Raw genomic sequence first — 22,667 nt, 5'->3', positions numbered from 1 at the left:
GCTTGCGGCAGCGCGACCGGCGTGCCCTTATCCGCCCGCCGCCTCACGCCGAGGCGCTGCGCGGGAGACATACCCATGCCGTTCGGATTGAATGCGTTCGTCCTGGTTCTGCTGGTGCTGGTCATCGCCGTGGTGTTCGCCGGCGTGAAGACCGTGCCCCAGGGCTATCAATATACCGTCGAGCGGTTCCGCCGCTATACGCGCACCCTCTCGCCCGGCCTCAATCTGATCGTGCCCTTCATCGACCGCATCGGCCAGAAGGTGAGCATCATGGAGCAAGTCCATGATGTGCCGACCCAGGAGGTCATCACCAAGGACAATGCGACCGTCTCGGTGGACGGGGTGGTGTTCTACCAGGTGTTCGACGCGGCCCGCGCGAGCTATGAGGTGGCGCAGCTCGATTCCTCCATCATCGCGCTCACCACCACCAACATCCGCACCGTCATGGGGTCCATGGACCTCGATCAGCTCCTCTCCCATCGCGATGAGATCAACGAGCGGCTGCTGCGGGTGGTGGATGCGGCGGTTTCAAGCTGGGGGGTGAAGATCAACCGCATCGAGATCAAGGACATCGTCCCCCCCGCCGATCTCGTGGCCGCCATGGGCCGGCAGATGAAGGCGGAGCGTGAGAAGCGCGCCGTGATCCTGGAGGCGGAAGGCCAGCGCCAGTCGGAGATCCTGCGCTCGGAAGGCGAGAAGCAGGGGCAGATCCTCCAGGCGGAAGGCCGGCGCGAAGCCGCCTATCGCGATGCCGAAGCCCGCGAGCGCCTCGCCGAGGCCGATGCCAAGGCGACGCAGATGCTCTCCACGGCCATTGCGGCGGGCGATCCGGCGGCGCTGAATTATTATATCGCCGAGAAATATGTGAAGGCGTTCGAAACCCTCGCTGGCGCGCCGAACCAGAAGGTCGTGCTGATGCCCTACGAGGGCACGGCCCTGCTCTCCTCGCTGGCCGGCATCGGCGAAATCGCACGCGGCGCCTTCGGCGGCGAGGACGGCAAATCGATCCGCCGCCCGGGTCCCACCGGGCCCGGCAGCGGGCCGACCCGAGGCGCCTGAGCGGCCATGGGCGATCTTCTCGAACAATCCCTCTGGGCCTGGTTCGTCATCGGCGGCCTGCTTCTGCTGGCCGAGGTGTTCCTGCCGGGCGTGTTCCTGCTCTGGCTCGGCCTCGCCGCGATCGCCACCGGCGGGGTGGCGCTGGTGATGGCGCTCTCCTGGCAGGCCCAGGTGGTGATCTTCGCGATCCTCGCGCTGGTGGCGGTGCTGGCTGCCCGCCAGATCGCGCCCAAGCCCGACAAGGCGAGCGACCGCCCGTTCCTGAACCGGCGGGCCGATGGATATGTCGGGCGCGTCTTCACGCTGGAGCATGCGATCCACGAGGGCATCGGGCGGGTGCGCATCGACGATACCATCTGGCGCGTGGAAGGCCCCGACCTGCCCGTGGGCGCGCGGGTGAAAGTGGTGGCGGCGGATGGGCCGGTCCTGCGGGTGGAGCCGGCCTGAGGCGAACGACACCAACACGGGGCGACTTGGCCTCCCTCCCCCGCAAGGGGGCGGGGAAAAGCGGCACCGCACGCTCTTGCTTGTCCCGGTGATGCCAGGCCGGCAGCAAAGCCGCGACCCGTTCATCTCTGAAAATCCATTGGCCTTAAGGCTGCGGCTCCTCGACATCCCGCACCTCGTGCCTCTCCAGGAACGCCTCGATGGAGAGGGCGCGGAAATCCTCCAGCGCCGCACGCAGGGCCTCGTGGGACCAATCCCACCACGCGAGTGCCTGAAGCCGCGCGGCGATATCCTCGGGAAAGCGCCATTTCACGATGCGCGCCGGCACCCCGGCGACGATGGCATAAGGTGGCACATCCTTGCTCACAACTGCGCCGGCGGCGATCACCGCGCCGGTGCCGATGGTGCGGCCCGGCAAGATCACCGCGCCGTGCCCCACCCACACGTCATGCCCCATATTCAGATGATGGTCGCGCCGCCATTGGAAGAAATCCGGCTCGTCGGCGGCGTCCTCGAAATAGGCTGAGGCGCGATAGGTGAAATGCGACTGGCTCGCCCGCCACATGGGGTGGTTGCCGGGATTGAGCCGCGTCATGGCCGCGATGGAGCAGAATTTGCCGATGCTGGCGTAGGCTATGTCGGCATCATTGGCGACGTAGGAATAATCGCCCATCGTCACTTCGAGCAATTTGGTGCGGGCGCCGACCTCGGTATAGCGCCCGAGCGTGGAGGCCCTCACCTGGGCGCCCTCGTGGATCAGCGCCGCGAGGCCGAGCTTCTTGGGTTGGGATGGGGTCACAGTGCGGGATCCTGCGGGGGCTCAACACCGCCGAGCGGCGCGCGGTGGAGGATGCGGAAGCACTGGCCCGCTTCCGACTGCCGATAGATGGCGATGTCGTCGATCCGCACCGGCAGATGCGCGCCGCTGGCCGCATAAGCCTCGTTCAAACTATTGAGCGCATGGGCGCAGGTCGGCTCGTCGAGCGCCCCGGTCAATGTCATATGGAAGCGGAATTCTTCGAGCACATAGGGATATCCGTGGCGCTCCAGATACGCCATCTGCCGCGCCGAGAGACGATCCGGCCGGCGCCGCGCCACCTCTTCGGGCGTCAGGGGCGCGCGCATAGGGTCGAGTTCCACCACGGCGCAGGCGGCAAGGTCGAGGAGGGCCGGCACCGGCACGGTCGGCACCAGGGCCACGAAGGCGCCGAGCGCCTGCACGTCCAGCGGCGGCAGTTCGAACGGGCGATAGCCCGCCGCGAACGCCGCGACGGCGGCGAACAGATCGGCCTCGTCCAACCCCTCCGCGAGCCGGAACGGCGCCTTCAGCGTACCGTGAAATCCGTAGCGGCGCGGCTCACCGGTCAGGGCGTGCCACGTCTCGGCGTCGAAACCCGCAAGGCTCGGCGGCAGGAGGTCCGCCCCGCTCGCGGCATCATAGCCGATCACGGTGGAGCCGAAGGCCCACAGGGCCCCATCGGCGGGCGGCGCAAGATAAACGGCATAACGCGGCGACATCTATCCCCCGATCGGATTCGGCGCCGCAGGACGCGGGCGGCGCCAAACTAAGGCCGTCGCGCACACGCGCAAGAGACGCGCGGCAGAAGGCATCCGGCAAAAGGCGCGGGCCGGTCAGAACACCCGCGCCCCTTCCACGAAAACCTCGCGTACCACAGGTGTTTCGCCATCCAGCCGGAAGCGCAGCAGGTCGGCGCGCAGCCCGCGCGCCAATTGTCCGCGATCCGCAAGCCCGGCCATGCGGGCCGGCCGGGAGGTGACCAGCGAGAGGGCTTGCGGCAGCGCGATGCCCTGACGGGTCAAGGCAATGGCCGCCTGCAAGAGGCTCGCCGGCACATAATCGGAGGCAAGGGCATCCAGCAGGCCAGCGGCCGCGAGATCCTTCATGGCGACGCCGCCGGAATGCGAGCCGCCGCGCACCACGTTCGGCGCCCCGCCGATGGTGGTCATGCCGGCGGCATGGGCGGCGCGCGCCGCATCCAGCGTGGTGGGAAATTCGGAAATGGTGCAGCCTGCCTCCCGCGCCATGTCCACATGGGCGGGCACGGTATCGTCGTGGCTCGCGAGCACGATCGGCGTCCCGCGCAGGAGCTGGGCGAGGCGGGCATGATTTTCCGCAACCGCCGCGCGGCCGCGCTCGGTGCGCTCTTCCACCTCCTGGTCGACCTCCTCGGCGCTCTTGCCGATGCCGGAGAGGAAGATCTTCAGATGCTCCACATTGCGCCACTGGCGCGTTCCGGGCGTGTGGTCCATCAGCGAGGCGAGGGAAAGCCGGTCGCGGCCGAGCTGCGGCTCCACCAGATCGAGGACGGTCGGGTCCGTCAGTTCGCAGCGCAGATGGATGCGATGATCGGCCCGGAACAAGGGCGCCCCCTGCTCCACAGCGTCCAGCATGGTGGTAAAGAGTTCGCGGCGCACGGATTTCGCCTGGTCGAACCCACCGGCGCAGATGGCGTCGAACACGGTGGTGATGCCCGAGGCGACGGTCTGCCCGTCATGGGCGAGCGCGGCGGCGCGCGGATCGGGCCAGATCACCTTCGGGCGCGGGACGAAATGGCCTTCAAGCGCATCCGTGTGGAGGTCGATCAGGCCCGGCGCGATATAGTCGCCGCCGCAATCCTGCGCCGCGGGAATGTGGGAACGCCCCTCGTCGACATCGTGGATGCGGCCGTCCCGCACCACCAGCGTCCCCGGGGCGATGCGATCCTCGAACACGAGGAGCGCATGGGTCAGAATGATCTCCATCACAGCCTTTCACTGGCGCAACGCTCCGCCTGCCCGCGAGGGGCGAAGCCATGCGTCATACTCCTGAAGTCATGTGTCATAAATGGATGACATGCCGGTGAAGCGCCATCACGATGCCGGCTTCTCCAGCTTCGCCTTCACCACTTGGTAAAGCTGGAAGCGGTCGCCGCTATAAATTAGCTTCATCTCCTCCGGATCCGGGTTCTTGTCGTTGGGCTCGGTGAACAGGAGATAGACATAGTCGAAATGCTGCGGCCACAGGTCCCAATAGCGCGGGCCGTCGATGGTCGGCTCCTCGGAGGAGAGCAGCATCTGCTCCAGAGTCGGCGGCGTGCCGTCCTCCGTATCCACCCAGTCCTTGTACGGAGGCTTCACCCGCAGGATCTGCTTGCCCGGCACGGTGAACGCGGTGGTCACGAGGGCCGACTTCTCGATCATGGCAAGGCACGCCGCATGGACCAGGCCGAGGTCGCGCACGTCATAGCCCCCCGTGGGGTCGGCATAGGCCACCAGCACCTTGGAGCCGCGCTGGATCTGGTCCACCGAGCCGCGGAACGCCACGGTCCATTGCGACAGGCGGTCCCAGACCAATTGCACTTCCCCGACCCGCGCCGCGAGCAGCAGCAGCAGGACCACGGCAAAGCCACGCTGGGCGAGACGGTGGCGCAGGTCCACCTGGATGCAGGCGATCACCATGAAGGCGATGGCGATGGGGATACGCTGGTCCGCCATATAGGTGGCGAAGAAGGTGCGCGGCAAGGCGAGATAGATCACCCCGCTGACGATCAGCAGCGGCGTGATGACCGGGTGCAGGCGGATCAGGCGGTGGCGCACCGCCCATAGGGCGGCCAGCAGGACGATGCCGGTGAGGGCGAAGGCCACATAGTCATAATAGACGTTCACCACCATCTCGACGCCGTCGATCTTGCCACGCGGCTCCCACCAATTCTGGCCGGCGAGCTTCAGCGTCGGGCTTGCGAGCATCAGCGGAACGGTGAAGGCGAACGGAAAGCCGGCGGTGACGAAGCGCACCAGGCGGATCTTCAGCGGCCCGTCGGCGCGCTGCCACAGGCGGTAGAGCTCGTAGGACAGGATGCCGATGCCATAGATGCCGGTTGCCACCAGATGGCAGAAGAACAGCAGCAGCACGAACAGGCAGGACACCACATAGCGCCATGGCCACGCCTTGTCGCGCAGCAGGATCCAGCAGGCGAGGGCCGTCAGCGCCAAGCCGATGCCGAAGATGTAGTTCATCACGCCGACCAGGAACACGCTGTTGTACAGCAGCGGGAAGGCGAGAAGCGCGATCGCCGACCAAGAGCCGAACAGGGCCCGATGCAACAGCATGGTGCCGAACGCGATCAGCGCGAACGTGGTCAGCGTGAAGACTTCGCCGGCGGCATAGACGTTCACGATGCGCGCGAAGATCGGCACCACCATGTCCATCATCAGGTTCGGGATCACGCGCCATTCGATGAAGTAGAAGCGCGACAGGTCCGGGTCGCCCGGCACCGAGGCGATCACATGCATCCGCGCCAGATGGTTCACGTAATCCGACAGCGGGGGAATCGGGTGGGTGAGGATGGGGATCGCCACCATTGCGAGGCAGATGACGAACAGCAGCACGATATAGCGGGGCCGCAGATCGAGCGCGCGTCGCGCATGCTGGCGTGAGGTCGGCATCTAGGTATCCTAAGGGAATGCGAGCGGATGGACAGCGCCGCCCCGCGCGCAGCACGGTTAGGCCGGGAAATGTGTTGGATACAAGGCCTGCGTACGCAGCTCTTTCCTGCGCACACCGCGGCCGATCGCGCTCGCCATCTTGTGACTTTGGCGCGGGCCGCGGCGGCGGGGGGAGCTACGGCGCGACAAAAAGCGTTCGACTTTGCCGCCACATGCTCTAGAACGGCGCCGCCCCAAGCCCGCAGACGTGAGAGGCCGAGCCGATGAGCCCGCAGGACACCGCCGAACTGGCGGAAGGCAGATTGCAAGCTGAAGTGCTCGCGAAGGCCCTCCCCCACATGCAGCGTTACGACGATGCCATCGTGGTGGTGAAATACGGCGGCCACGCCATGGGCGACGAGGCGGTGGCGCGCAATTTCGCCGAGGACATCGTGCTGCTGGAGCAAGCCGGGGTGAACCCGGTGGTGGTGCACGGCGGTGGCCCGCAGATCGGCGCGATGCTCACCAAGCTGGGCATCAAGAGCGAATTCGCAGCCGGGCTGCGCATCACCGACAAGGCGACGGTGGAAATTGTCGAGATGGTGCTGGCCGGCTCCATCAACAAGCAGATCGTGGGCTTCATCAACGAAGCCGGCGGCAAGGCGATCGGCCTGTGCGGCAAGGACGGCAACATGGTGCTCGCCAAGAAGGCGAGCCGCGTGGTGGTCGATCCCGGCAGCAATATCGAAAAGGTGGTCGACCTCGGCTTCGTCGGCGAGCCGGACCAGGTGGACACCATGGTCCTCGACCAGATCCTCGGCCGGGACCTGATTCCAGTACTCGCCCCGGTCGCGGCCGCGCTCGACGGCGGCACCTACAATGTGAATGCCGACACCTTCGCGGGCGCCATCGCCGGCGCGCTCGGGGCAAAGCGCCTGCTCATGCTCACCGACGTGCCGGGCGTGCTGGACAAGGACAAGCAATTGATCCCGCGCCTCACCATCGAGCAGGCGAAGGCGCTGATCGCCGACGGGACGGTCTCCGGCGGCATGATCCCCAAGGTGGAAACCTGCATTTATGCCCTGGAAAAGGGCGTGGAAGGGGTCGTTATCCTTGACGGCAAGGTGCCGCACGCGGTGCTGCTGGAGCTGCTCACCGACCACGGCGCGGGCACGCTGATCACCCGCTGATCCGATTGCGACCGCCACCCCGGCCCGCGCGGCAGGGGTGGCAAACTCTCAGGGACGCATAAGATAAACTTCGCGCAGCCCCGAGAAAGGCGTGCCATGTCCTCAGAAACACCGTCCCCTTCGTTCGAAGCCGTCGAGACCTGGGTGTTCGACCTCGACAACACCCTCTATCCCGCGCATCTCGATTTGTGGACGCAGCTCGACGCGCGCATGCGCGAATATGTGGCCGGCCTGCTGAACCTTACCCTCGACGAAGCCTTCGTGGTGCAGAAGGATTATTATCGGCGCTACGGCACGTCCCTGCGCGGCCTCATGATCGAGCACGGGGTGGACGCCGAGGCCTTCCTCGCCCATGTCCACGATCTCGACCTGTCGGAGCTGGAGCATTCCCCGCGCCTCGCGGCGGCCATCGAGGCGCTGCCGGGCACCAAGCTCGTCTACACCAACGGGTCGGAGCGCCACGCGCAGAATGTGCTGGAGAAGCTCGGCCTCGGCGGGCATTTCGCGGCGGTGCACGACATCGTCGCGGCGGAATTCCATCCCAAGCCGACCGAGGAGGCCTATCAACGCTTCCTGCGCGCCCATGGGGTGGACCCCACCCGCGCCGCCATGTTCGAGGATCTCGCCCGCAATCTGGAAGTCCCGCATCGCATTGGCATGATCACCACCCTGGTGGTGCCGCCGGGCGAACACATCGCGGCGCGTGAGAGCTGGGAGTTCGAAGGCCGCGAAGACGCCTATGTGGACTTCATCACCGAAGACCTCGCCGGCTTCCTGGACCAAATCATTCAAGCGTGAGCGGGACGCGGCCCAAGCGAGAGGAAATCTCCCCCTTTCGCGGGCAGCAGCGCTATCGACGGACCCGCCTTCGCCATGTAAAGAGCGCTTACATGAAGCAATTTCACCCATGAGCTGGTCGAAGTCGAACCGGGAATCGCCCCGGGGCTATCACCACGGCAATCTGAAGGAAGCGCTGGTCCGCGCTGCGCTCGAACTGATCGCGCAAAAGGGGCCGGCCGGCTTCACATTTGCCGAGGCGGCCCGCACCGCCGGCGTCAGCGCGGCGGCACCCTATCGTCATTTTCGTGATCGCGACGAACTGATGGCCGATGTGGCCCGCAGGGGCTTCGAGGCCTTTGAGCAGGCGCTTTTGGCGGCCTGGGGCGACGGGCGGCCTGATCCGCTCACGGCCCTGGAGCGTCTCGGCAAGGCCTATCTCGCCTTCGCCCGCACCGAGCCCGCTTATTATGCCGCCATGTTCGAGGCAAGTGTGCCCCTCGACTCCAGCCCAGAAATGCGCGCGGCGGGCGACCGGGCGTTTGCAGTGCTGCGCACCGCCGCAGAGGCCGTGGCCGCGAGCCTGCCGCCGGCGTCCCGGCCACCGGCTCTCATGATGGCGCTGCACATCTGGTCTCTCGCGCACGGCATCGCCGCCTTGTTCGCACGCGGCGACGGGGCGCGAAGGTCGCTGCCCATGGCCCCGGAAGATCTTCTGGAAGCCGGGCTGCTGATCTATCTCCAAGGCCTGGGCGCCCGGCCGAACTCCTGACGCTCCCTTCGGTCGTCAGCCCTCCCCTTTCGGAATGAGAACCGCGGGCTCGATCCACGCTTCTTGACAAGACGCGGCGTCGTCCATATCTATGTAAATGTTATTAACATTCACTATCGAGGATGGCCGTGCCTATCGTAGCGAAACTTGACGATCTCGGGACCGGAGCTTGGATCGCGCTTGCGGTTCTCGGCTTCGTCTTCTGTTGGCCACTGGGTCTGGCGATACTCGCCTTCACCTTCTGGAGTGGCCGGATGTTTGGTGGAACCAATCGCATGGTGCATTGGCAGGATAAGATGGATCGGAAAATGGACCGGATGCGTCACTGCATGAACCGCGCAGGTGGCAACGGATTCTGGGGGCCTGCCTCCAGCGGCAACCGGGCATTCGATGACTATCGGGCGGAAACCCTCCGCCGCCTGGAAGATGAGCAGCGCGAATTCAAGGACTTCCTGGAACGGCTGCGCATGGCCAAGGACAAGTCCGAGTTCGACCAGTTCATGGCGGAGCGTCGCCGGTCCGGGTCCAGCACGCCAACTCCTCCGAACCCTGAATTTCAGTAAGCACTGAAGGCCGCGCGCCTGAAGCTGACATTAAGAGAAAGGCCGCAGGCGAACCGCCGGCGGCCTTTTTCACGCAATGGACCGTCTGACCGGGCGCGCGCTATTCCGCCGCCTGCGCGGGCTGCACGGCGGGCGCGCGGAACTTGGCGAGCAACTCCGCCTGCTCGGCCTTCACCGCCGCCAGATGCCGCTCCTTCACCGGGCCATAGCCGCGGATCTTTTCCGGCAGGCTGGCCAGCGCCACCGCATAGGCATGAGTGTCGCGGTCGAGCCGCTCCAGCACCTCACCCAGCAATCCCTCATAATCCGCGATCAAGGCGCGCTCGGTGCGGCGCTCGGCGCTGTAGCCGAACACGTCCAGCGGCGTACCGCGCAGGCCCTTCAGCCCGGCGAGAATGCCGAACGCCTTCATCATCCACGGGCCGAAGCGCATCTTGCGCGGCTCGCCGTTCGGCCCCGCCTTGCGGGCGAGCAGCGGTGGGGCGAGATGGAATTCGAACTTCAGATCGCCCTCGAAGGCCGCGTTCGCCTGGCGCTGGAATTCACCGTCGGCGAACAGGCGCGCCACCTCATATTCGTCCTTATAGGCCATGAGCTTATAGAGATTGCGGGCGACCGCCTCGGCCAGCCCGCCACGTCCCGGCGCACGGGTGGTCTCGGCGGCGCGCATGCGCTCCACCAGATCGAGATAACGCCGCGCATAAGCCGCATTCTGATAGGCGGTCAGGGAGGCCACCCGGCGGGTGACGATCTCGTCCAGGCTCTGCGAAAGCTTGCGCGCGTCCGTGGGGGCGGCGGTGGGCCCGAGCAGGGCCTCGACGCGGGCCGGATCGTGCGCCGCGCGGCGGCCCCACAGGAAGGCGGCCTTGTTCATGGCCACCGCCTCGCCGTTCAGCTCCAACGCCCGCAGGATCGCCTCTTCCGATACCGGCAAGGCGCCAAACTGATAGGCATAGCCCACCATGAAGATGTTCTGCGCCAGCGAATTGCCGAACAGCGCCAGGGCGAGCCGGCTGGCCTCGATGAGATGAGTCTTCTCCGGCCCCGCGAGGTCGGAAATGGTGCGCTTCAGCCGCTCGACGGGCAGGGAATAATCGGCGTCGCGGGTGAAGTCGCCGGGCAGAACCTCATGGGTGTTCACCACCACGATGGTCGCGCCGGGCTTGACCGCCGCCAGCACCTTCTTGGTGCCGGCCACCACGAGATCGCCGCCAAGGATCAGGTCCGCCCCACGCGCGGGGATGCGGATGGCGGTGATGTCCTCGGGACGATTGGCAAGGCGGATATGGCTGTAGACCGCCCCGCCCTTCTGCGCGAGGCCGGCCATGTCGATCATGCCGCAGGCCTTGCCTTCCAGGTGCGCCGCCATGCCGAGGATCGCGCCGATGGTCACCACCCCGGTGCCGCCGATGCCGGTGGCGATGATGCCGTAGGTGCCGTGAATTTCAGGGTGCGCGGGCGCCGGCAGATCCGGCCAACCCTGGGCACCGGAGGCCGCGCCCGCTGACTTTTTGGGCTTGGCCCCGTGCACCGTCACGAAGGATGGGCAGAAGCCGTTCACACAGGAGAAATCCTTGTTGCAGGAGGATTGGTCGATCTCCCGCTTGCGGCCCCATTCGGTCTCCAGCGGCTGCACCGAGACGCAATTGGATTTGGTGCCGCAGTCGCCGCAGCCCTCGCACACCCGCTCGTTGATGAGGACGCGCTTGTCCGGGTCGGGATATTGGCCGCGCTTGCGGCGCCGCCGCTTTTCCGAGGCGCAGGTCTGGTCATAAATCAGAACGGTGCAACCGGGCACGGTGGCAAGTTCGCGCTGCACGGTTTCCAGTTCGTCGCGGTGATGGATCGTGAGACCCGCGGGCCACGCCTCCCCGGCGGCATATTTCTCCGGCTCGTCGGTGACGATGACGACCCGCTTGGCGCCCTCGGCGGCAACCTGCCGGGCGATCACCGGCACGGTGAGATTGCCTTCGTGGTGCTGACCGCCGGTCATGGCGACCGCATCGTTGAACAAGATCTTGTAGGTGACGTTCACGCCCGAGGCGATGGATGCCCGCAGCGCCAGATAGCCGGAATGGTTATAGGTGCCGTCGCCCAAATTCTGGAACACATGGCCGCGCTTGGAGAACGGCGCCTCGCCGATCCAGTTCGCCCCCTCCCCGCCCATCTGGGTGAAGCCGGTGGTCTCCCGGTCCATCCACTGCACCATGTAATGGCAGCCGATGCCGGCATAGGCCCGCATGCCCTGCGGCACCACGGTGGAGCTATTGTGGGGGCAGCCGGAGCAGAAATAGGGAATGCGGGTGGCCACATCGCCGGTCGCGGCCAGCACCCGCTGGGCCTCTTCCAGCTCGGCGAGACGGGCGGCGATGTCGGGAATGTCACCATAGGCCAGCAGCCGCTTGGCGAGCGCGATGGCGATATCGTTGGGATCGAGCGCGCCCTTCACGGGGAACAGCCACTTGCCCGCTTCGTCCCGCTTGCCGATGCACACCGGCTGATTGGCGGTGCCGTACAGCTCCTCGCGGACCTGCACTTCGATCAGCGAGCGCTTTTCCTCCACCACCATGATGAGGTCGAGGCCGCGCGCGAACTCCCGCAGGCCCTCGGGCTCCAGCGGCCAGGGACAGGCCACCTTCCAGATGCGCAGGCCAAGATCATTGGCGCGCACCTCGTCGATGCCCAGTTCGTCGAGGGCGAGGCGCACATCCAGATAGCTCTTGCCGACGGTGGCGATGCCGATGCGCGGGCGCGCGCCGCCGGAGGTGATGAACCGATTGAGCCGGTTGGCGCGCAGGAAATGCAGGATCGCGTCGCGCTTGTATTCCTGGAGCCGCTCCTCCTGGGCGATGGGGGTATCGCCGAGGCGGATGTTGAGCCCGCCCGGCGGCAGCGCGAAGCCGAGCGCCGGCTCGATGCGCACCCGGTCCACCCGGCCATCGACGATGCCGGTGGATTCGATGGTGTCCTTCACCGCCTTGAGGCCGACCCAGGTGCCGGCGAAGCGCGAGAGCGCCCAGCCATAAAGGCCATAGTCCAGGATTTCCTGCACGCCGGCGGGGTTCAGCACCGGGATCATCACGTCGACGAAATGAAATTCGCTTTGGTGCGCGGTGGTGGAGCTCTCGCAGGTGTGATCGTCCCCCATGAGCGCGAGCACGCCGCCATGCTTGGAGGTGCCGGCATTGTTGGCGTGGCGGAACACGTCGCCGGAGCGGTCCACGCCCGGCCCCTTGCCGTACCAGAGACCGAACACCCCGTCATATTTGCCCTCGCCCCGCAATTCCGCCTGCTGGGACCCCCACAAGGCGGTGGCGGCGAGATCCTCGTTGAGGCCGCTCTGAAACAGGATGTCGTTGGTGGTCAGGAGCTTCTGCGCGCGGCCGAACTGCTGGTCGAGCCCGCCGAGCGGGGAACCGCGATAGCCGGTGACATAGCCGCCGGTATTGAGCCCAGCGCGCCGGTCACGCTCCTTCTGCATCAAGGTCAGGCGGACCAGGGCCTGAGTGCCGGAAACGAACACGTCGTCCTGCTTGAGGTCATATTTGTCGTCGAGCGAGACGGGCTTCATGGCCATGGGCGCCTCCGGTGCGACGCGACGGCCGCTTGGCCGTTATCCTTCGTGCGCCCTACAGGCGCCGACGCATCTTTTGATCTGCATCAAAGGTTACACGCGCCGGCTTCCCCGGCAATTTCGTTGTTTGGAGGGATTGTGAAATGAAGTTGCTTAAAAACTAGACTTGACGAATTTTGGTGCATCGCACCCGGTTCTTCGCATATGCGTTGGCGGCTGTGAGGCCCATGCCCCCCCTCAGCCGGGAAGAAGCCGCTCACTGACGGCATAGCCGGTGAGCAGGGCGACACCGAAAAAGCAGACCAGCATGGCCGCGCCCATCTCGATGGCCAGCAGCAAGGCGGCGCCCCGTCCTGAGGCGACCGTGGCAAGCTTCACCGCCAGCCTCTTGCCGTACACCGCGAGCGCGGCGATGCCCGTGACCGTCAGCGCGGTTCCGAGGCCCATGGCGAAGGTGGCAGCGACGCCGCTCCAGATCACGCCCTGCGACAGCGCGAAGGTCAGCACCAGGATCGCGCCCGAGCAGGGCCGTGCACCGGCCGAAATCACCGCCACCCCCGCGCGCTTCCACCCGCCCCGCCCATCCAGGAGATGGGGATCTGGGGCGTGCTTGTCGCTGCAGCCGCACTCCGGTCCATGCACATGACCCGCCGGCTGGCCGCGCAGCACCGCCACCAGGCTGCGCGCCTTGCGGAAGGCGAGATAGGCGCCGAACACGGCGATGCCGCCATAGGCTGCGATCTCCAGCACATTCATCGCCCCCGCCATGGAGGCCGCGGTGCCGCCCAGCAGGATCGCCAGGATGCCGACGAACAAGACCGCCGCCAGCGCCTGAACCATGCCGGCCGCGAGCGCCAGCAGTGCCCCGCGCCGCAGCGTGCCGCCGTCCGCCAGGAGATAGGAGGAGATCACCGCCTTGCCGTGGCCCGGACCTGCCGCATGGAACACGCCATAGGCGAAGGAAAGGCCCGCCAGCAGGCCGAAGGCATTGCCATCCGCCTTCGCCGCCCGCACCGCCTGGATCAAGGCGCGATAGAAGGCGCTCTGCTGGGCGATGAGAAAGCCGGTGATGCCGGAAGGGGCCGGCCCGCCCGCCCCGAGCCCGAACGGGGTGGTCTTCGGTCCGCCGATGGCACCCGGCGTCTGCGCGAGGGACGGCTCGACCGCAAGGAGGACAGCGACAGCCGCGAGGAAGGCGACAAGCAGGCCGGCTCCGCAGGCGTACTTGCGCATATTGGTATTAAAATACCATTTCGAAAGCATCATGAGTGAATCTTCCGATGGGTCATGCGAAACTTCTGCGGAATTTGCCAGAACCTCGCCGAACACGCGGCGAGAAACGCGGTCAAGGGCACTTCACCGCGACTTTGTCCGCGTACTGGGCGCCGTACGTGCTCGAACTGGTGAGATTGGTGAAGAACTCCTCACCCAGCTGCATGCTCTGGGGCTGCTCCGGCTGGATGGTATTGAAGGTGCAGCCCGCCGGCGCCCCGGCCAGGGACACCGGGTTCTTCTCGGCGAATTCAAACGAGACGAAATAGGTCGGATCGTAGATGTCGAAGCTCATGCTTCCCTTGGCGGGGATTGGTTTTACCAAGGGCAGGAAGAAGTGCAGCGTCAACGCTTCGTTTTCATAGGTCAGGTGATAATCCACCGGGTCCTTGAAGGTGAGCTTCGCCGTCGCGGTCTTCGCTTTGACGAAATAATCGTATTCCTTAAGGGACGTGACATTTACTTCCGCGAGCGGCTTCAGGACGCTGTCCGGATACGATCCGTCCTTGTTGCGCTCCAGGCCTTGAAGCGCAAAAGCCGTGAAAGCCTCGTCGAAGGTCCAGTCCTGGTTCAGGCCGGTGATGGTGCCGTCGGGGGCATAGACCACCTGGGTCTTCATCGTCACCCACACATGAGGATGCGCCGAGGCAAGGCCGGTGCCCGCAAGCAAGGCCAGGACCGCTGCGGCGAACCTCAAGGCGAATCGCGCTTTCATGCTTCCCCACTTCATGGCGCAGACTGATCGCCCGCGAGTTCGGCGGAATGGTGGCGCACCGCCTCGCATTGCAGACATCATGCCGTTAGGGAAGTGTGAAAATCGCCGCAAGAGCGCGTGATCTCATTGCCTCTGCGACGGGTAGCCGATGGTCTTCGCGACGGGGAAAATCCAGTGCGGGCGCCGCACTGGCATTCTCACAGCAGGTGTCAGTCGGTCTCGCCGGCGCCCTGGAAGAAATCCTTCATCTTGGCGAAAAAGCCGTTCGATTCCGGATTGGTCTCGCTGGAGCATTCACGCTCGAACTCGGAGAGCAATTCCTTTTGCCGCTTGGTGAGGTTCTGCGGCGTTTCCACCACCACTTGCACATACATGTCGCCATGGGCCCGCGAGCGCAGGATCGGCATGCCCTTTCCAGACAGGCGCAGGCGCTTGCCGGACTGTGTGCCCTCAGGGATGCGCACCTTCGTCTTCTCGCCGTCGATGGTCGGCACCTCGACCGAACCACCGAGCGACGCCGTGACCATCGAGATCGGCGCACGGCAATAGAGATCCGCCCCCTCGCGCTGGAAGAAGGGATGGGGCTCCAGCGACAGGAAGATATAGAGATCGCCGGCAGGACCACCCCGCACGCCGGCCTCCCCCTCGCCGCCGAGGCGGATCCGCGTGCCATCCTCAACCCCGGCCGGGATCTGGACAGAAAGCGAACGCTCGCGCGTCACCCGGCCCGCGCCGCCACACGCGGTACAGGGATCTTCGATGACACTGCCCCGGCCCTGGCAGGCCGGGCAGGTGCGTTCAAGGGTGAAGAAGCCCTGGGCATGGCGGATCTTGCCGGCGCCGCCGCAGGTCCGGCACACCTTCGGCTGGGTGCCGGGCTTAGCGCCCGAACCCGAGCAGGTCTCGCAGACGATGGAGGTGGGAATCTTGATTTCGGCGGTCTTGCCGGCGAACGCCTCTTCGAGCGTGATCTCCATGTTGTAGCGCAGGTCCGCGCCGCGCCCGCGCCCGCCCTGCGCACCGCCCCGGCCAGCGCCGCCGCCGCGTCCGCCCACGGAACCGCCGAACAGATCGTCGAAGATATCAGCGAACGTGGAGGCGAAATCCGGTCCGAAGCCGGGACCACTCCCGCCACCATTCTCGAACGCGGCATGGCCGAAGCGATCATAGGCCGCGCGCTTCTGCGGGTCCTTGAGCACTTCATAGGCCTCGCTGACCTCCTTGAAGCGCACCTCGGCCTCCCCGTCGCCCTGGTTGCGATCGGGATGCCACTTCATGGCCAGCTTGCGATAGGAGGCCTTCAGCACCGTCTCGTCGGCGCTACGCTCACAGCTGAGAACTTCGTAATAATCGCGCTTTGACATGGCTTCGTTTACCCGCCGCCCGGTTCAGGCGTCCTCGACATAAAGGTCAGCCCCGGCGCCTTGCCGGCCTCCACCGGCAGAAAGCCGCAGCCCCGCCGTCGGAAACGTCGACCCCCGGGACCGGCCCGGGGGTGACTTGCTTTGACTGTTCACATGCACCTGTGTGGTACAGGCAAGGATCAGGCCGACTTTTTCTTGTCGTCGTCGACTTCGGTGAACTCAGCGTCCACCACGTCGTCCGCCGGCTTGGCGGAAGCACCGGGCTCGCCGCTCTGCTGGGCCGCATACATGGCCTCGCCCAGCTTGAGCGACACCTGCGCCAGGGCCTGCGTCTTGGCCTGGATCGCGTCCACATCCGAACCTTCCAGCGCGGCCTTCAGTTCAGCCAAGCCGGTCTCGATGGCGGTCTTCTCGGCAGAGCCGACCTTCTCGCCATATTCCGCGACCGCCTTTTCGGTGGAGTGGACCAGCGCTTCGCCGTGGTTCTTGGCTTCAGCCAAGGCCTTGCGCTTCTTATCTTCCGCGGCGTGCGCCTCGGCGTCCTTCACCATCTTCTCGATGTCGCCCTCATTGAGGCCGCCGGACGCCTGGATGCGGATCTGCTGCTCCTTGCCCGTGCCCTTGTCCTTGGCGGACACCTGCACGATGCCGTTGGCGTCGATGTCGAAGGTGACTTCCACCTGCGGCACGCCGCGCGGCGCGGGCGGGATGCCCATCAGGTCGAACTGGCCGAGGACCTTATTGTCCGCCGCCATTTCGCGCTCGCCCTGGAACACCCGGATGGTCACCGCCGTCTGGCCGTCCTCGGCGGTGGAGAACACCTGGCTCTTCTTGGTCGGGATGGTGGTGTTGCGGTCGATCAGGCGGGTGAACACGCCGCCGAGCGTCTCGATGCCCAGCGACAGCGGGGTCACGTCGAGCAGCAGCACGTCCTTCACATCGCCCTGGAGCACGCCGGCCTGGATGGCGGCGCCGATGGCAACCACTTCATCCGGGTTGACGCCCTTGTGGGGCTCCTTGCCGAAGAACTGCTTCACGATCTCCTGAACCTTGGGCATGCGGGTCATGCCGCCCACCAGCACCACTTCGTCGATCTGGCCGGCGGAGAGACCCGCATCCTTCAGCGCGAGCCGGCAGGGCTCGACGGTGCGCTGGATCAAATCGTCCACCAGCGCCTCGAACTTGGCGCGGGTCAGCTTCATGGTCAGGTGCTTGGGACCGGACGCATCGGCCGTGATGAAGGGCAGGTTGATTTCGGTCTGGGTCGCGGACGACAGCTCGATCTTCGCCTTTTCGGACGCTTCCTTGAGGCGCTGCAGGGCGAGCTTATCGTTGCGCAGGTCGATGCCCTGCTCCTTCTTGAACTCGTCGGCGAGGTAATTGACGAGCCGCATGTCGAAGTCTTCGCCGCCCAGGAACGTGTCGCCGTTCGTGGACTTCACCTCGAACACGCCGTCGCCGATTTCGAGCACCGACACGTCGAACGTGCCGCCGCCGAGGTCGTACACCGCGATGGTGCCGGCAGACTTCTTGTCGAGACCATACGCCAGCGCAGCCGCCGTGGGTTCGTTGATGATGCGCAGCACCTCAAGGCCGGCGATCTTGCCCGCGTCCTTGGTGGCCTGACGCTGGGCGTCGTTGAAGTAAGCGGGGACGGTGATGACCGCCTTTTCCACCTTCTCGCCCAGGAACGCCTCGGCGGTTTCCTTCATCTTCTGAAGGATGAAGGCCGAGATCTGCGAGGGCGAATATTTCTTGCCGTCCGATTCCAGCCACGCATCGCCGTTGTCGGCGCGCACGATCTGGTAAGGAACGAGCTTCTTGTCCTTCGCGACGGTGGGATCGTCGTAGCGGCGACCGATCAGGCGCTTCACCGCAAAGAAGGTGCGCTCGGGATTGGTGACGCCCTGGCGCTTGGCCGGCTGGCCGACGAGGCGCTCACCGTCTTCCGTGAAGGCGACGATGGACGGCGTGGTGCGCGCGCCTTCCGCGTTTTCGATGACTTTCGGGCTGGAACCCTCCATCACCGCCACGCAGGAATTTGTGGTGCCGAGGTCGATGCCGATGATCTTGGACATGTACTTCTCCTTATCGGCAGACCGGCCGGGCCTTTGCAGCGCCCATGAAGGATGCCCGCGGGCCCCTCCCGCGGCTGTCCGCCGGTCCCCGTTGCATTGGGGTACGCTGTGATCACAGCGTTCGAGGCCGATATAGGAGGGGTCCTTAGGCGCCGCAAGGCATGCTTGGCTGCACCATACTGCTTTTTCACCTTCTCGCGATCAGGAGACGCAAATAGGCACCCCCGAGGCCTCCCCGGCGGGTCCCGATTTGCGGTTCCGACGTTTTTTCGCGCCCAGCGCCTCCGAGGGGCAACTCTGAATTTAGCTACCTTATTACCTCTATTATCTGTCGGGTGGATGGCTCGACGAGGATCGTCTGGTTATCCGGCATCACCACGTAGCGGTAGCGCGCGGCATCAAACCCGCCATAGGAGCCATCGGGGGCAAAGCTATACAATTGCACCTCCTGCGGCATCACGGTACCGGTCACGGGGGCAAAATCGGGCGGCATCACAAACACTTCGGCACGCGGCTGCTGGACCACATAGCGCTGGATCTGGACCTGCTGCTCGGGCGTCACGACCACATAGCCGGACGGCTGCGTGACGATGACCACGGAGGTCTGGGCGCCGGCTGACGAGGCGCCGAGCACCAAGGCGAGGGCGCCGGCGGCGCCGAGAAAATGTGTGTTCATGCGGTTTCTCCTGCCCTTCCCATTATGTTGGGGAACGCGGGCTTGCAGGTTCGCGTTCCCTCGGAAACCCTGGGGCCCGGCCCTGCCTCGCAAAGCGGGATGGGTGATGGGAGGAGATCAGCGGTGCCGCAGCCTTTGGAGGTCGCCCCCGGATGCCTGTATTGGCCTGCCTTTCTCGACCGGAAGGCGCAGCAGGCGCTGATGGGGGAGATCGATCGCATGCTCGCGGTGGCGCCCCTGTTCACACCGCGCATGCCACGGACTGGAAAGGCTTTTTCGGTCAGGATGAGCAATTGCGGACCGCTTGGCTGGGTCTCGGACGAGGCGGGATATCGCTACCAGCCGTTTCACCCCGACACCCGAGAACCCTGGCCCCCGATGCCCGCATCCCTGGTGGATATATGGTATCATACAACCGATGTGACCTATCCGCCGCAGGCCTGCCTGATCAATTGGTACGCGCCCGATGCCCGCATGAGCCTGCATCAGGACCGAGACGAACATGACTTCTCAGCCCCTGTTCTGTCGATTTCCCTGGGAGATTCTGCAGTCTTCCGCATTGGAGAAACCGAACGTCGCGGACCGACCAGATCCCTGCGCTTGGCCTCGGGGGATGTGCTGATGCTCTCGGGGGAAAGCCGGCTCGCCTTCCACGGGGTCGATCGCATCCTGCCCGGCAGTTCCACCTTGCTCCCCCATCCCGGCCGGTTCAACCTGACGCTCCGGCGCGTCGACCCGGCATGAGCGCGGGTCACGCTTCCGCCGGGTTTCGCCGCCAAGACGCCATGATGGGTCGGCCATGCCGGTGTTCGCCCCGGCGGGGCCGGCCGCAACGGATTTTGCCGCAATGGGATTGCCGAAGATGAAGATGCGCCTTGGGGTCGCGCTTGCCGTGCTGGTGGTTTCGGGCGGGCTTGCCGCGGCTGCCGATGCCATATTTCCACGAGGAACCCTGGTGGGCCTCGTTCCGCCGGACGGCATGGTGGAGAGCCAGACCTTCTCCGGCTTTGAGGATCGCAGCAAAGCCGCTTCCATCCTGATCATCGAAATGCCGGCCCAAGCCTATCCGCAGGTCGAGGCGGGCTTCACCGACGCGGCGCTGGCGACCAAGGGCATTACGGTCGAAAGCCGGGGCCCCCTGGTGCCCGACCCCACGGCCCTGCCGCAGACCTCGCCGTTCCGCGAGGGCAAGTCGCTGCTGGTGATCGGCAAGCAGACCGCCGGCCCCGTGGTCGCCAAGAAGTGGATCCTGCTTGCCGGCTCGCCCAAGGGGACGGCCCTGGTTACGGTACAGCTTCCCGAAGCCAATACCGGCCAGCTCACCGACGAGGCGGTCCGCAAAAGCCTGGCGACGCTGGCCTTCCGCGCACCACCCTCGACCGGCGAGCAATTGGCGGGACTGCCCTTCAAGCTCGGCGAGCTGGCGGGTTTCCGAGTGGTGAAGGTGATTGGCAATACCGCGGTCGTGCTCACAGAGGGCGACAAGGACGTGGTCGAAAGCGCGAGCCAGCCGATTTTCGTGGTCGGCGTTTCCCCCGGCACGCCGCGTGAGGACGATCGCGGGCAATTCGCCCTGCGGTCCCTCTCCTCGGTTCCGGCGGTGCGTGACATTCACCTCGAACGGGCCGAACCGCTGCGCATCGGCGGCCAGCCGGGGTTCGAGATCATCGCCAGCGCCAAGGACGCAACGTCCGGGGCCGATGTGAAGGTGATCCAGTGGCTCCGGTTTGGCGCCAATGCGCACATCCGGATGATCACCGTGGTGAAGGCCGATGCCTTTCCCGATACCTACACCCGCGTCCGCGCCATCCGGGACGGCCTGGAGACCAATTGACCGCTGAAACGAAAGACCGCCCACGGCGAGGCCGGGGCGGTCTGATCGCAAGGCTGCGAGAGGATCAGTGCCTCAGGAGGCGGACCCATTGTCGGCTTTGGCTTCGCCCGCCGCCGCCTTCGGGCCGCCGCGCGAAACACCGACCATGGCCGGACGCAGCACCCGGTCGCCGATCACATAGCCGGACTGAACCACCTGAACGACGGTCCCGTTGGGAACGCTCGCGTCGGGAACCTCGAACATGGCCTGGTGGAGATTGGGATCGAATTTCTCGCCCACCGGCTCCACCTTGCGAATGCCGTGCTTTTCCAAACCCTTGTGCAGGCTGCGCTCGGTCAGCTCCAAGCCGTCGAGCAGCGCCTTGAACGCGCCTTCCGCCTTTTCCTTGGCTTCCGCCTCAACCGCGCCCAAGGCGCGCGCTAAATCGTCGGCCACATTCAGCACGTCGCGAGCGAAGGAGGCGATGCCATAGGTCTTGGCATCGGTGACTTCCTTCTCGGCCCGGCGCCGGATGTTCTCCGCTTCCGCATAGGCCCGCAGGAACTTGTCCTTCAAGTTCGCGACCTCAGCTTCCAGCCGCTGCTTCTCCGCCTGGAACGCACCGCCTTCAACGGCCTCGGCACACGCCTCCATCGTGGCGCCTTCCGGGTCGATATTCGGGTCGGTGTGGGGCTTCGCGTCTTTCGCGCCACCCTGATCGCTCATGCCCATGTCCTCATCGCTGCAAACACCGCCCAAAGGGGAAGTGCATCAATTTCGCCCCGCATATCGGGGGCATGGCGAGAAAAATCAAGCCGCGTCGGCCCCTGGGGCACCCAGAACGCGGCTGACGACCCGTGCGGTGAAATCCACCATGGGGACAATGCGGCCGTAATTGAGCCGGGTCGGGCCAATGACGCCCAGCACTCCCAGCACCCGCCCCTGGCTGTCGTGATACGGCGCGACGATGGTGGAGGAGCCAGAAAGGGAGAACAATTTATTCTCCGAGCCGATGAAAATACGCAAGGATTGGGCATCTTCCGCCCGGCCCAGCAGGTCCACCACGTCGCGCTTGGATTCCAGGTCGTCGAACAGCAGGCGGATGCGCTCCAGGTCTTCCAGGGCGTGGAGATCCTCCAGCAGCTTGGCCTGCCCGCGCACGATCAGCTTGCGCTCGGCCGGCACGTCGCCGGACCAGGAGGCAAGGCCCGCCTCCACCACCCGCGCGGTCAGGGCGTCGAGTTGCTGGCGCAGATCGCTCAACAGATTTTCCATCTCGCCGCGCGCTTCGGCCAGGGTGCGGCCGCGAATATGGGCGTTGAGGAAATTGGTGGCCTCGGTCAGCGCCGAGGCCGGCAAGCCGAGCGGGAGGGGCACGGCCCGGTTTTCCACCTGCCCGTCCTCGGACACGAGGATCACCAGGGCCCGGTTGGAATCCAGCGGCACGAATTCCACATGCTTCAGGCGGGGATCGGTTTTGATGGCGGTGACAACGCCCGCGCCGCGCGACAGGCCCGACAACAAGGCGGACGCCTCGCGCAGCACGCCGTCCACGGTATAGCCCTTGGCGGCGGCGGCGACCTGGGATTCGATATTGCGCCGGTCGCCCTCGCTGACGTCGCCAATCTCCATCAACGCATCGACGAAGAAGCGCAGCCCGCGTTCGGTCGGCAGGCGCCCGGCGCTGGTGTGGGGGGCATAGATCAGCCCCGCGGCCTCCAGGTCCGCCATCACGTTTCGCACGGAGGCCGGCGACAGCGACATGGGGATGAGGCGGGCAATGTTGCGCGAACCCACCGGCTCGCCGGTGGCGAGATAGCTTTCAACGATCTGGCGGAAGATCTCGCGCGAACGCTCGTCGATCTGGCCGAGGGCTGCGGACGGCAGGGAAAGGAAGGGGTCCAACGGCACGGAATTTGACCTCGGGTACGGTCTTTAAATG

At 65.7% G+C, this 22,667-nt stretch carries 20 protein-coding genes; 8 read left to right on the top strand and 12 right to left on the bottom strand.

Annotation, left to right across the window (positions count from 1 at the left end):
- The first annotated feature begins 75 nt into the window (after positions 1–75).
- Positions 76–1,059 carry an SPFH domain-containing protein gene (locus V5F77_RS14205; RefSeq protein ID WP_429006013.1) on the top strand — a complete coding sequence of 328 codons (984 nt, stop codon included), beginning with the start codon at positions 76–78 and terminating at the stop codon, positions 1,057–1,059.
- 6 nt (positions 1,060–1,065) lie between these two features.
- Positions 1,066–1,506: an NfeD family protein gene (locus V5F77_RS14200; RefSeq protein WP_429006012.1), complete on the top strand. Its 441-nt coding sequence runs from the start codon at positions 1,066–1,068 to the stop codon at positions 1,504–1,506.
- A 145-nt stretch (positions 1,507–1,651) separates the two neighbouring features.
- Here V5F77_RS14200 and V5F77_RS14195 read toward each other — a convergent pair whose 3' ends face one another.
- The 4 genes from V5F77_RS14195 to V5F77_RS14180 form a co-directional block, all read right to left on the bottom strand.
- Positions 1,652–2,305, bottom strand: coding sequence for a chloramphenicol acetyltransferase (locus V5F77_RS14195; RefSeq protein ID WP_429006011.1), 654 nt, complete (start codon positions 2,303–2,305; stop codon positions 1,652–1,654).
- On the bottom strand, positions 2,302–3,024 hold the full coding sequence (locus V5F77_RS14190; RefSeq protein ID WP_429006010.1) for a DUF1045 domain-containing protein: 723 nt from the start codon (positions 3,022–3,024) through the stop codon (positions 2,302–2,304). Before V5F77_RS14190 ends, V5F77_RS14195 begins: the two co-directional genes overlap by 4 nt.
- A 114-nt stretch (positions 3,025–3,138) precedes the next feature.
- Positions 3,139–4,269 (bottom strand): alpha-D-ribose 1-methylphosphonate 5-triphosphate diphosphatase, encoded by a 1,131-nt coding sequence (locus tag V5F77_RS14185; RefSeq protein WP_429006009.1) that lies wholly within the window; start codon positions 4,267–4,269, stop codon positions 3,139–3,141.
- Between the two features lie 108 nt (positions 4,270–4,377).
- Positions 4,378–5,952, bottom strand: a complete 1,575-nt coding sequence (locus tag V5F77_RS14180) for a hypothetical protein (protein WP_429006008.1) — start codon at positions 5,950–5,952, stop codon at positions 4,378–4,380.
- Between the two features lie 263 nt (positions 5,953–6,215).
- On the opposite strand from V5F77_RS14180, the gene argB reads away from it, so the two are divergent.
- The 4 genes from argB (at position 6,216) to V5F77_RS14160 (ending at position 9,233) form a co-directional block, all read left to right on the top strand.
- Positions 6,216–7,121 carry an acetylglutamate kinase gene (gene argB, locus V5F77_RS14175; RefSeq protein ID WP_429006007.1) on the top strand — a complete coding sequence of 302 codons (906 nt, stop codon included), beginning with the start codon at positions 6,216–6,218 and terminating at the stop codon, positions 7,119–7,121.
- Positions 7,122–7,217: 96 nt separating this feature from the next.
- A complete protein-coding gene (locus V5F77_RS14170) occupies positions 7,218–7,919 on the top strand; it encodes a pyrimidine 5'-nucleotidase (RefSeq protein WP_429006006.1) in 702 nt (233 codons plus the stop codon).
- 109 nt (positions 7,920–8,028) lie between these two features.
- On the top strand, positions 8,029–8,670 hold the full coding sequence (locus V5F77_RS14165) for a TetR/AcrR family transcriptional regulator (RefSeq protein WP_429006005.1): 642 nt from the start codon (positions 8,029–8,031) through the stop codon (positions 8,668–8,670).
- A 128-nt stretch (positions 8,671–8,798) separates the two neighbouring features.
- Complete coding sequence (locus tag V5F77_RS14160) at positions 8,799–9,233, top strand: DUF2852 domain-containing protein (protein ID WP_429006004.1); 435 nt, start codon at positions 8,799–8,801, stop codon at positions 9,231–9,233.
- Positions 9,234–9,333: 100 nt separating this feature from the next.
- Here the strand turns inward: V5F77_RS14160 and V5F77_RS14155 are convergent, their stop codons facing one another.
- The 6 genes from V5F77_RS14155 to V5F77_RS14130 all read right to left on the bottom strand — a co-directional run bounded on the left by V5F77_RS14155 (position 9,334) and on the right by V5F77_RS14130 (position 18,912).
- Positions 9,334–12,810 (bottom strand): indolepyruvate ferredoxin oxidoreductase family protein, encoded by a 3,477-nt coding sequence (locus V5F77_RS14155; protein ID WP_429006003.1) that lies wholly within the window; start codon positions 12,808–12,810, stop codon positions 9,334–9,336.
- A gap of 234 nt (positions 12,811–13,044) precedes the next feature.
- A complete protein-coding gene (locus tag V5F77_RS14150) occupies positions 13,045–14,073 on the bottom strand; it encodes a nickel/cobalt transporter (RefSeq protein ID WP_429006002.1) in 1,029 nt (342 codons plus the stop codon).
- 79 nt (positions 14,074–14,152) lie between these two features.
- The gene (locus tag V5F77_RS14145) at positions 14,153–14,794 is read right to left on the bottom strand and encodes a DUF1007 family protein (RefSeq protein ID WP_429006001.1); all 642 of its coding nucleotides are present in this window, start codon (positions 14,792–14,794) and stop codon (positions 14,153–14,155) included.
- 209 nt (positions 14,795–15,003) lie between these two features.
- A complete protein-coding gene (gene dnaJ, locus V5F77_RS14140; RefSeq protein ID WP_429006000.1) occupies positions 15,004–16,158 on the bottom strand; it encodes a molecular chaperone DnaJ in 1,155 nt (384 codons plus the stop codon).
- Between the two features lie 179 nt (positions 16,159–16,337).
- Entirely contained in the window at positions 16,338–18,275 is a 1,938-nt protein-coding gene (gene dnaK, locus V5F77_RS14135) for a molecular chaperone DnaK (protein ID WP_429006081.1), read from the bottom strand.
- 268 nt (positions 18,276–18,543) lie between these two features.
- Positions 18,544–18,912 carry a DUF1236 domain-containing protein gene (locus tag V5F77_RS14130; protein ID WP_429005999.1) on the bottom strand — a complete coding sequence of 123 codons (369 nt, stop codon included), beginning with the start codon at positions 18,910–18,912 and terminating at the stop codon, positions 18,544–18,546.
- 99 nt (positions 18,913–19,011) lie between these two features.
- Between V5F77_RS14130 and V5F77_RS14125 the strand changes: the two genes are divergently transcribed.
- Positions 19,012–19,656, top strand: coding sequence for an alpha-ketoglutarate-dependent dioxygenase AlkB family protein (locus V5F77_RS14125; RefSeq protein WP_429005998.1), 645 nt, complete (start codon positions 19,012–19,014; stop codon positions 19,654–19,656).
- A 55-nt stretch (positions 19,657–19,711) separates the two neighbouring features.
- Entirely contained in the window at positions 19,712–20,746 is a 1,035-nt protein-coding gene (locus V5F77_RS14120; protein WP_429005997.1) for a hypothetical protein, read from the top strand.
- Between the two features lie 72 nt (positions 20,747–20,818).
- On the opposite strand, the gene grpE is transcribed toward V5F77_RS14120, so the two are convergent.
- Both grpE and hrcA read right to left on the bottom strand, forming a co-directional pair.
- Positions 20,819–21,451: a nucleotide exchange factor GrpE gene (gene grpE / locus V5F77_RS14115; RefSeq protein WP_429005996.1), complete on the bottom strand. Its 633-nt coding sequence runs from the start codon at positions 21,449–21,451 to the stop codon at positions 20,819–20,821.
- Between the two features lie 84 nt (positions 21,452–21,535).
- Positions 21,536–22,636 (bottom strand): heat-inducible transcriptional repressor HrcA, encoded by a 1,101-nt coding sequence (gene hrcA / locus V5F77_RS14110; protein ID WP_429005995.1) that lies wholly within the window; start codon positions 22,634–22,636, stop codon positions 21,536–21,538.
- Between the last annotated feature and the right edge of the window lie 31 nt (positions 22,637–22,667).

Source organism: Roseixanthobacter psychrophilus (genome assembly GCF_043195195.1).
Classification (GTDB): Bacteria; Pseudomonadota; Alphaproteobacteria; order Rhizobiales; family Xanthobacteraceae; genus NCEH01.
Note: the sequence above shows the minus strand (reverse complement) of the source record. Positions and strands in the feature narration are given on the sequence as shown.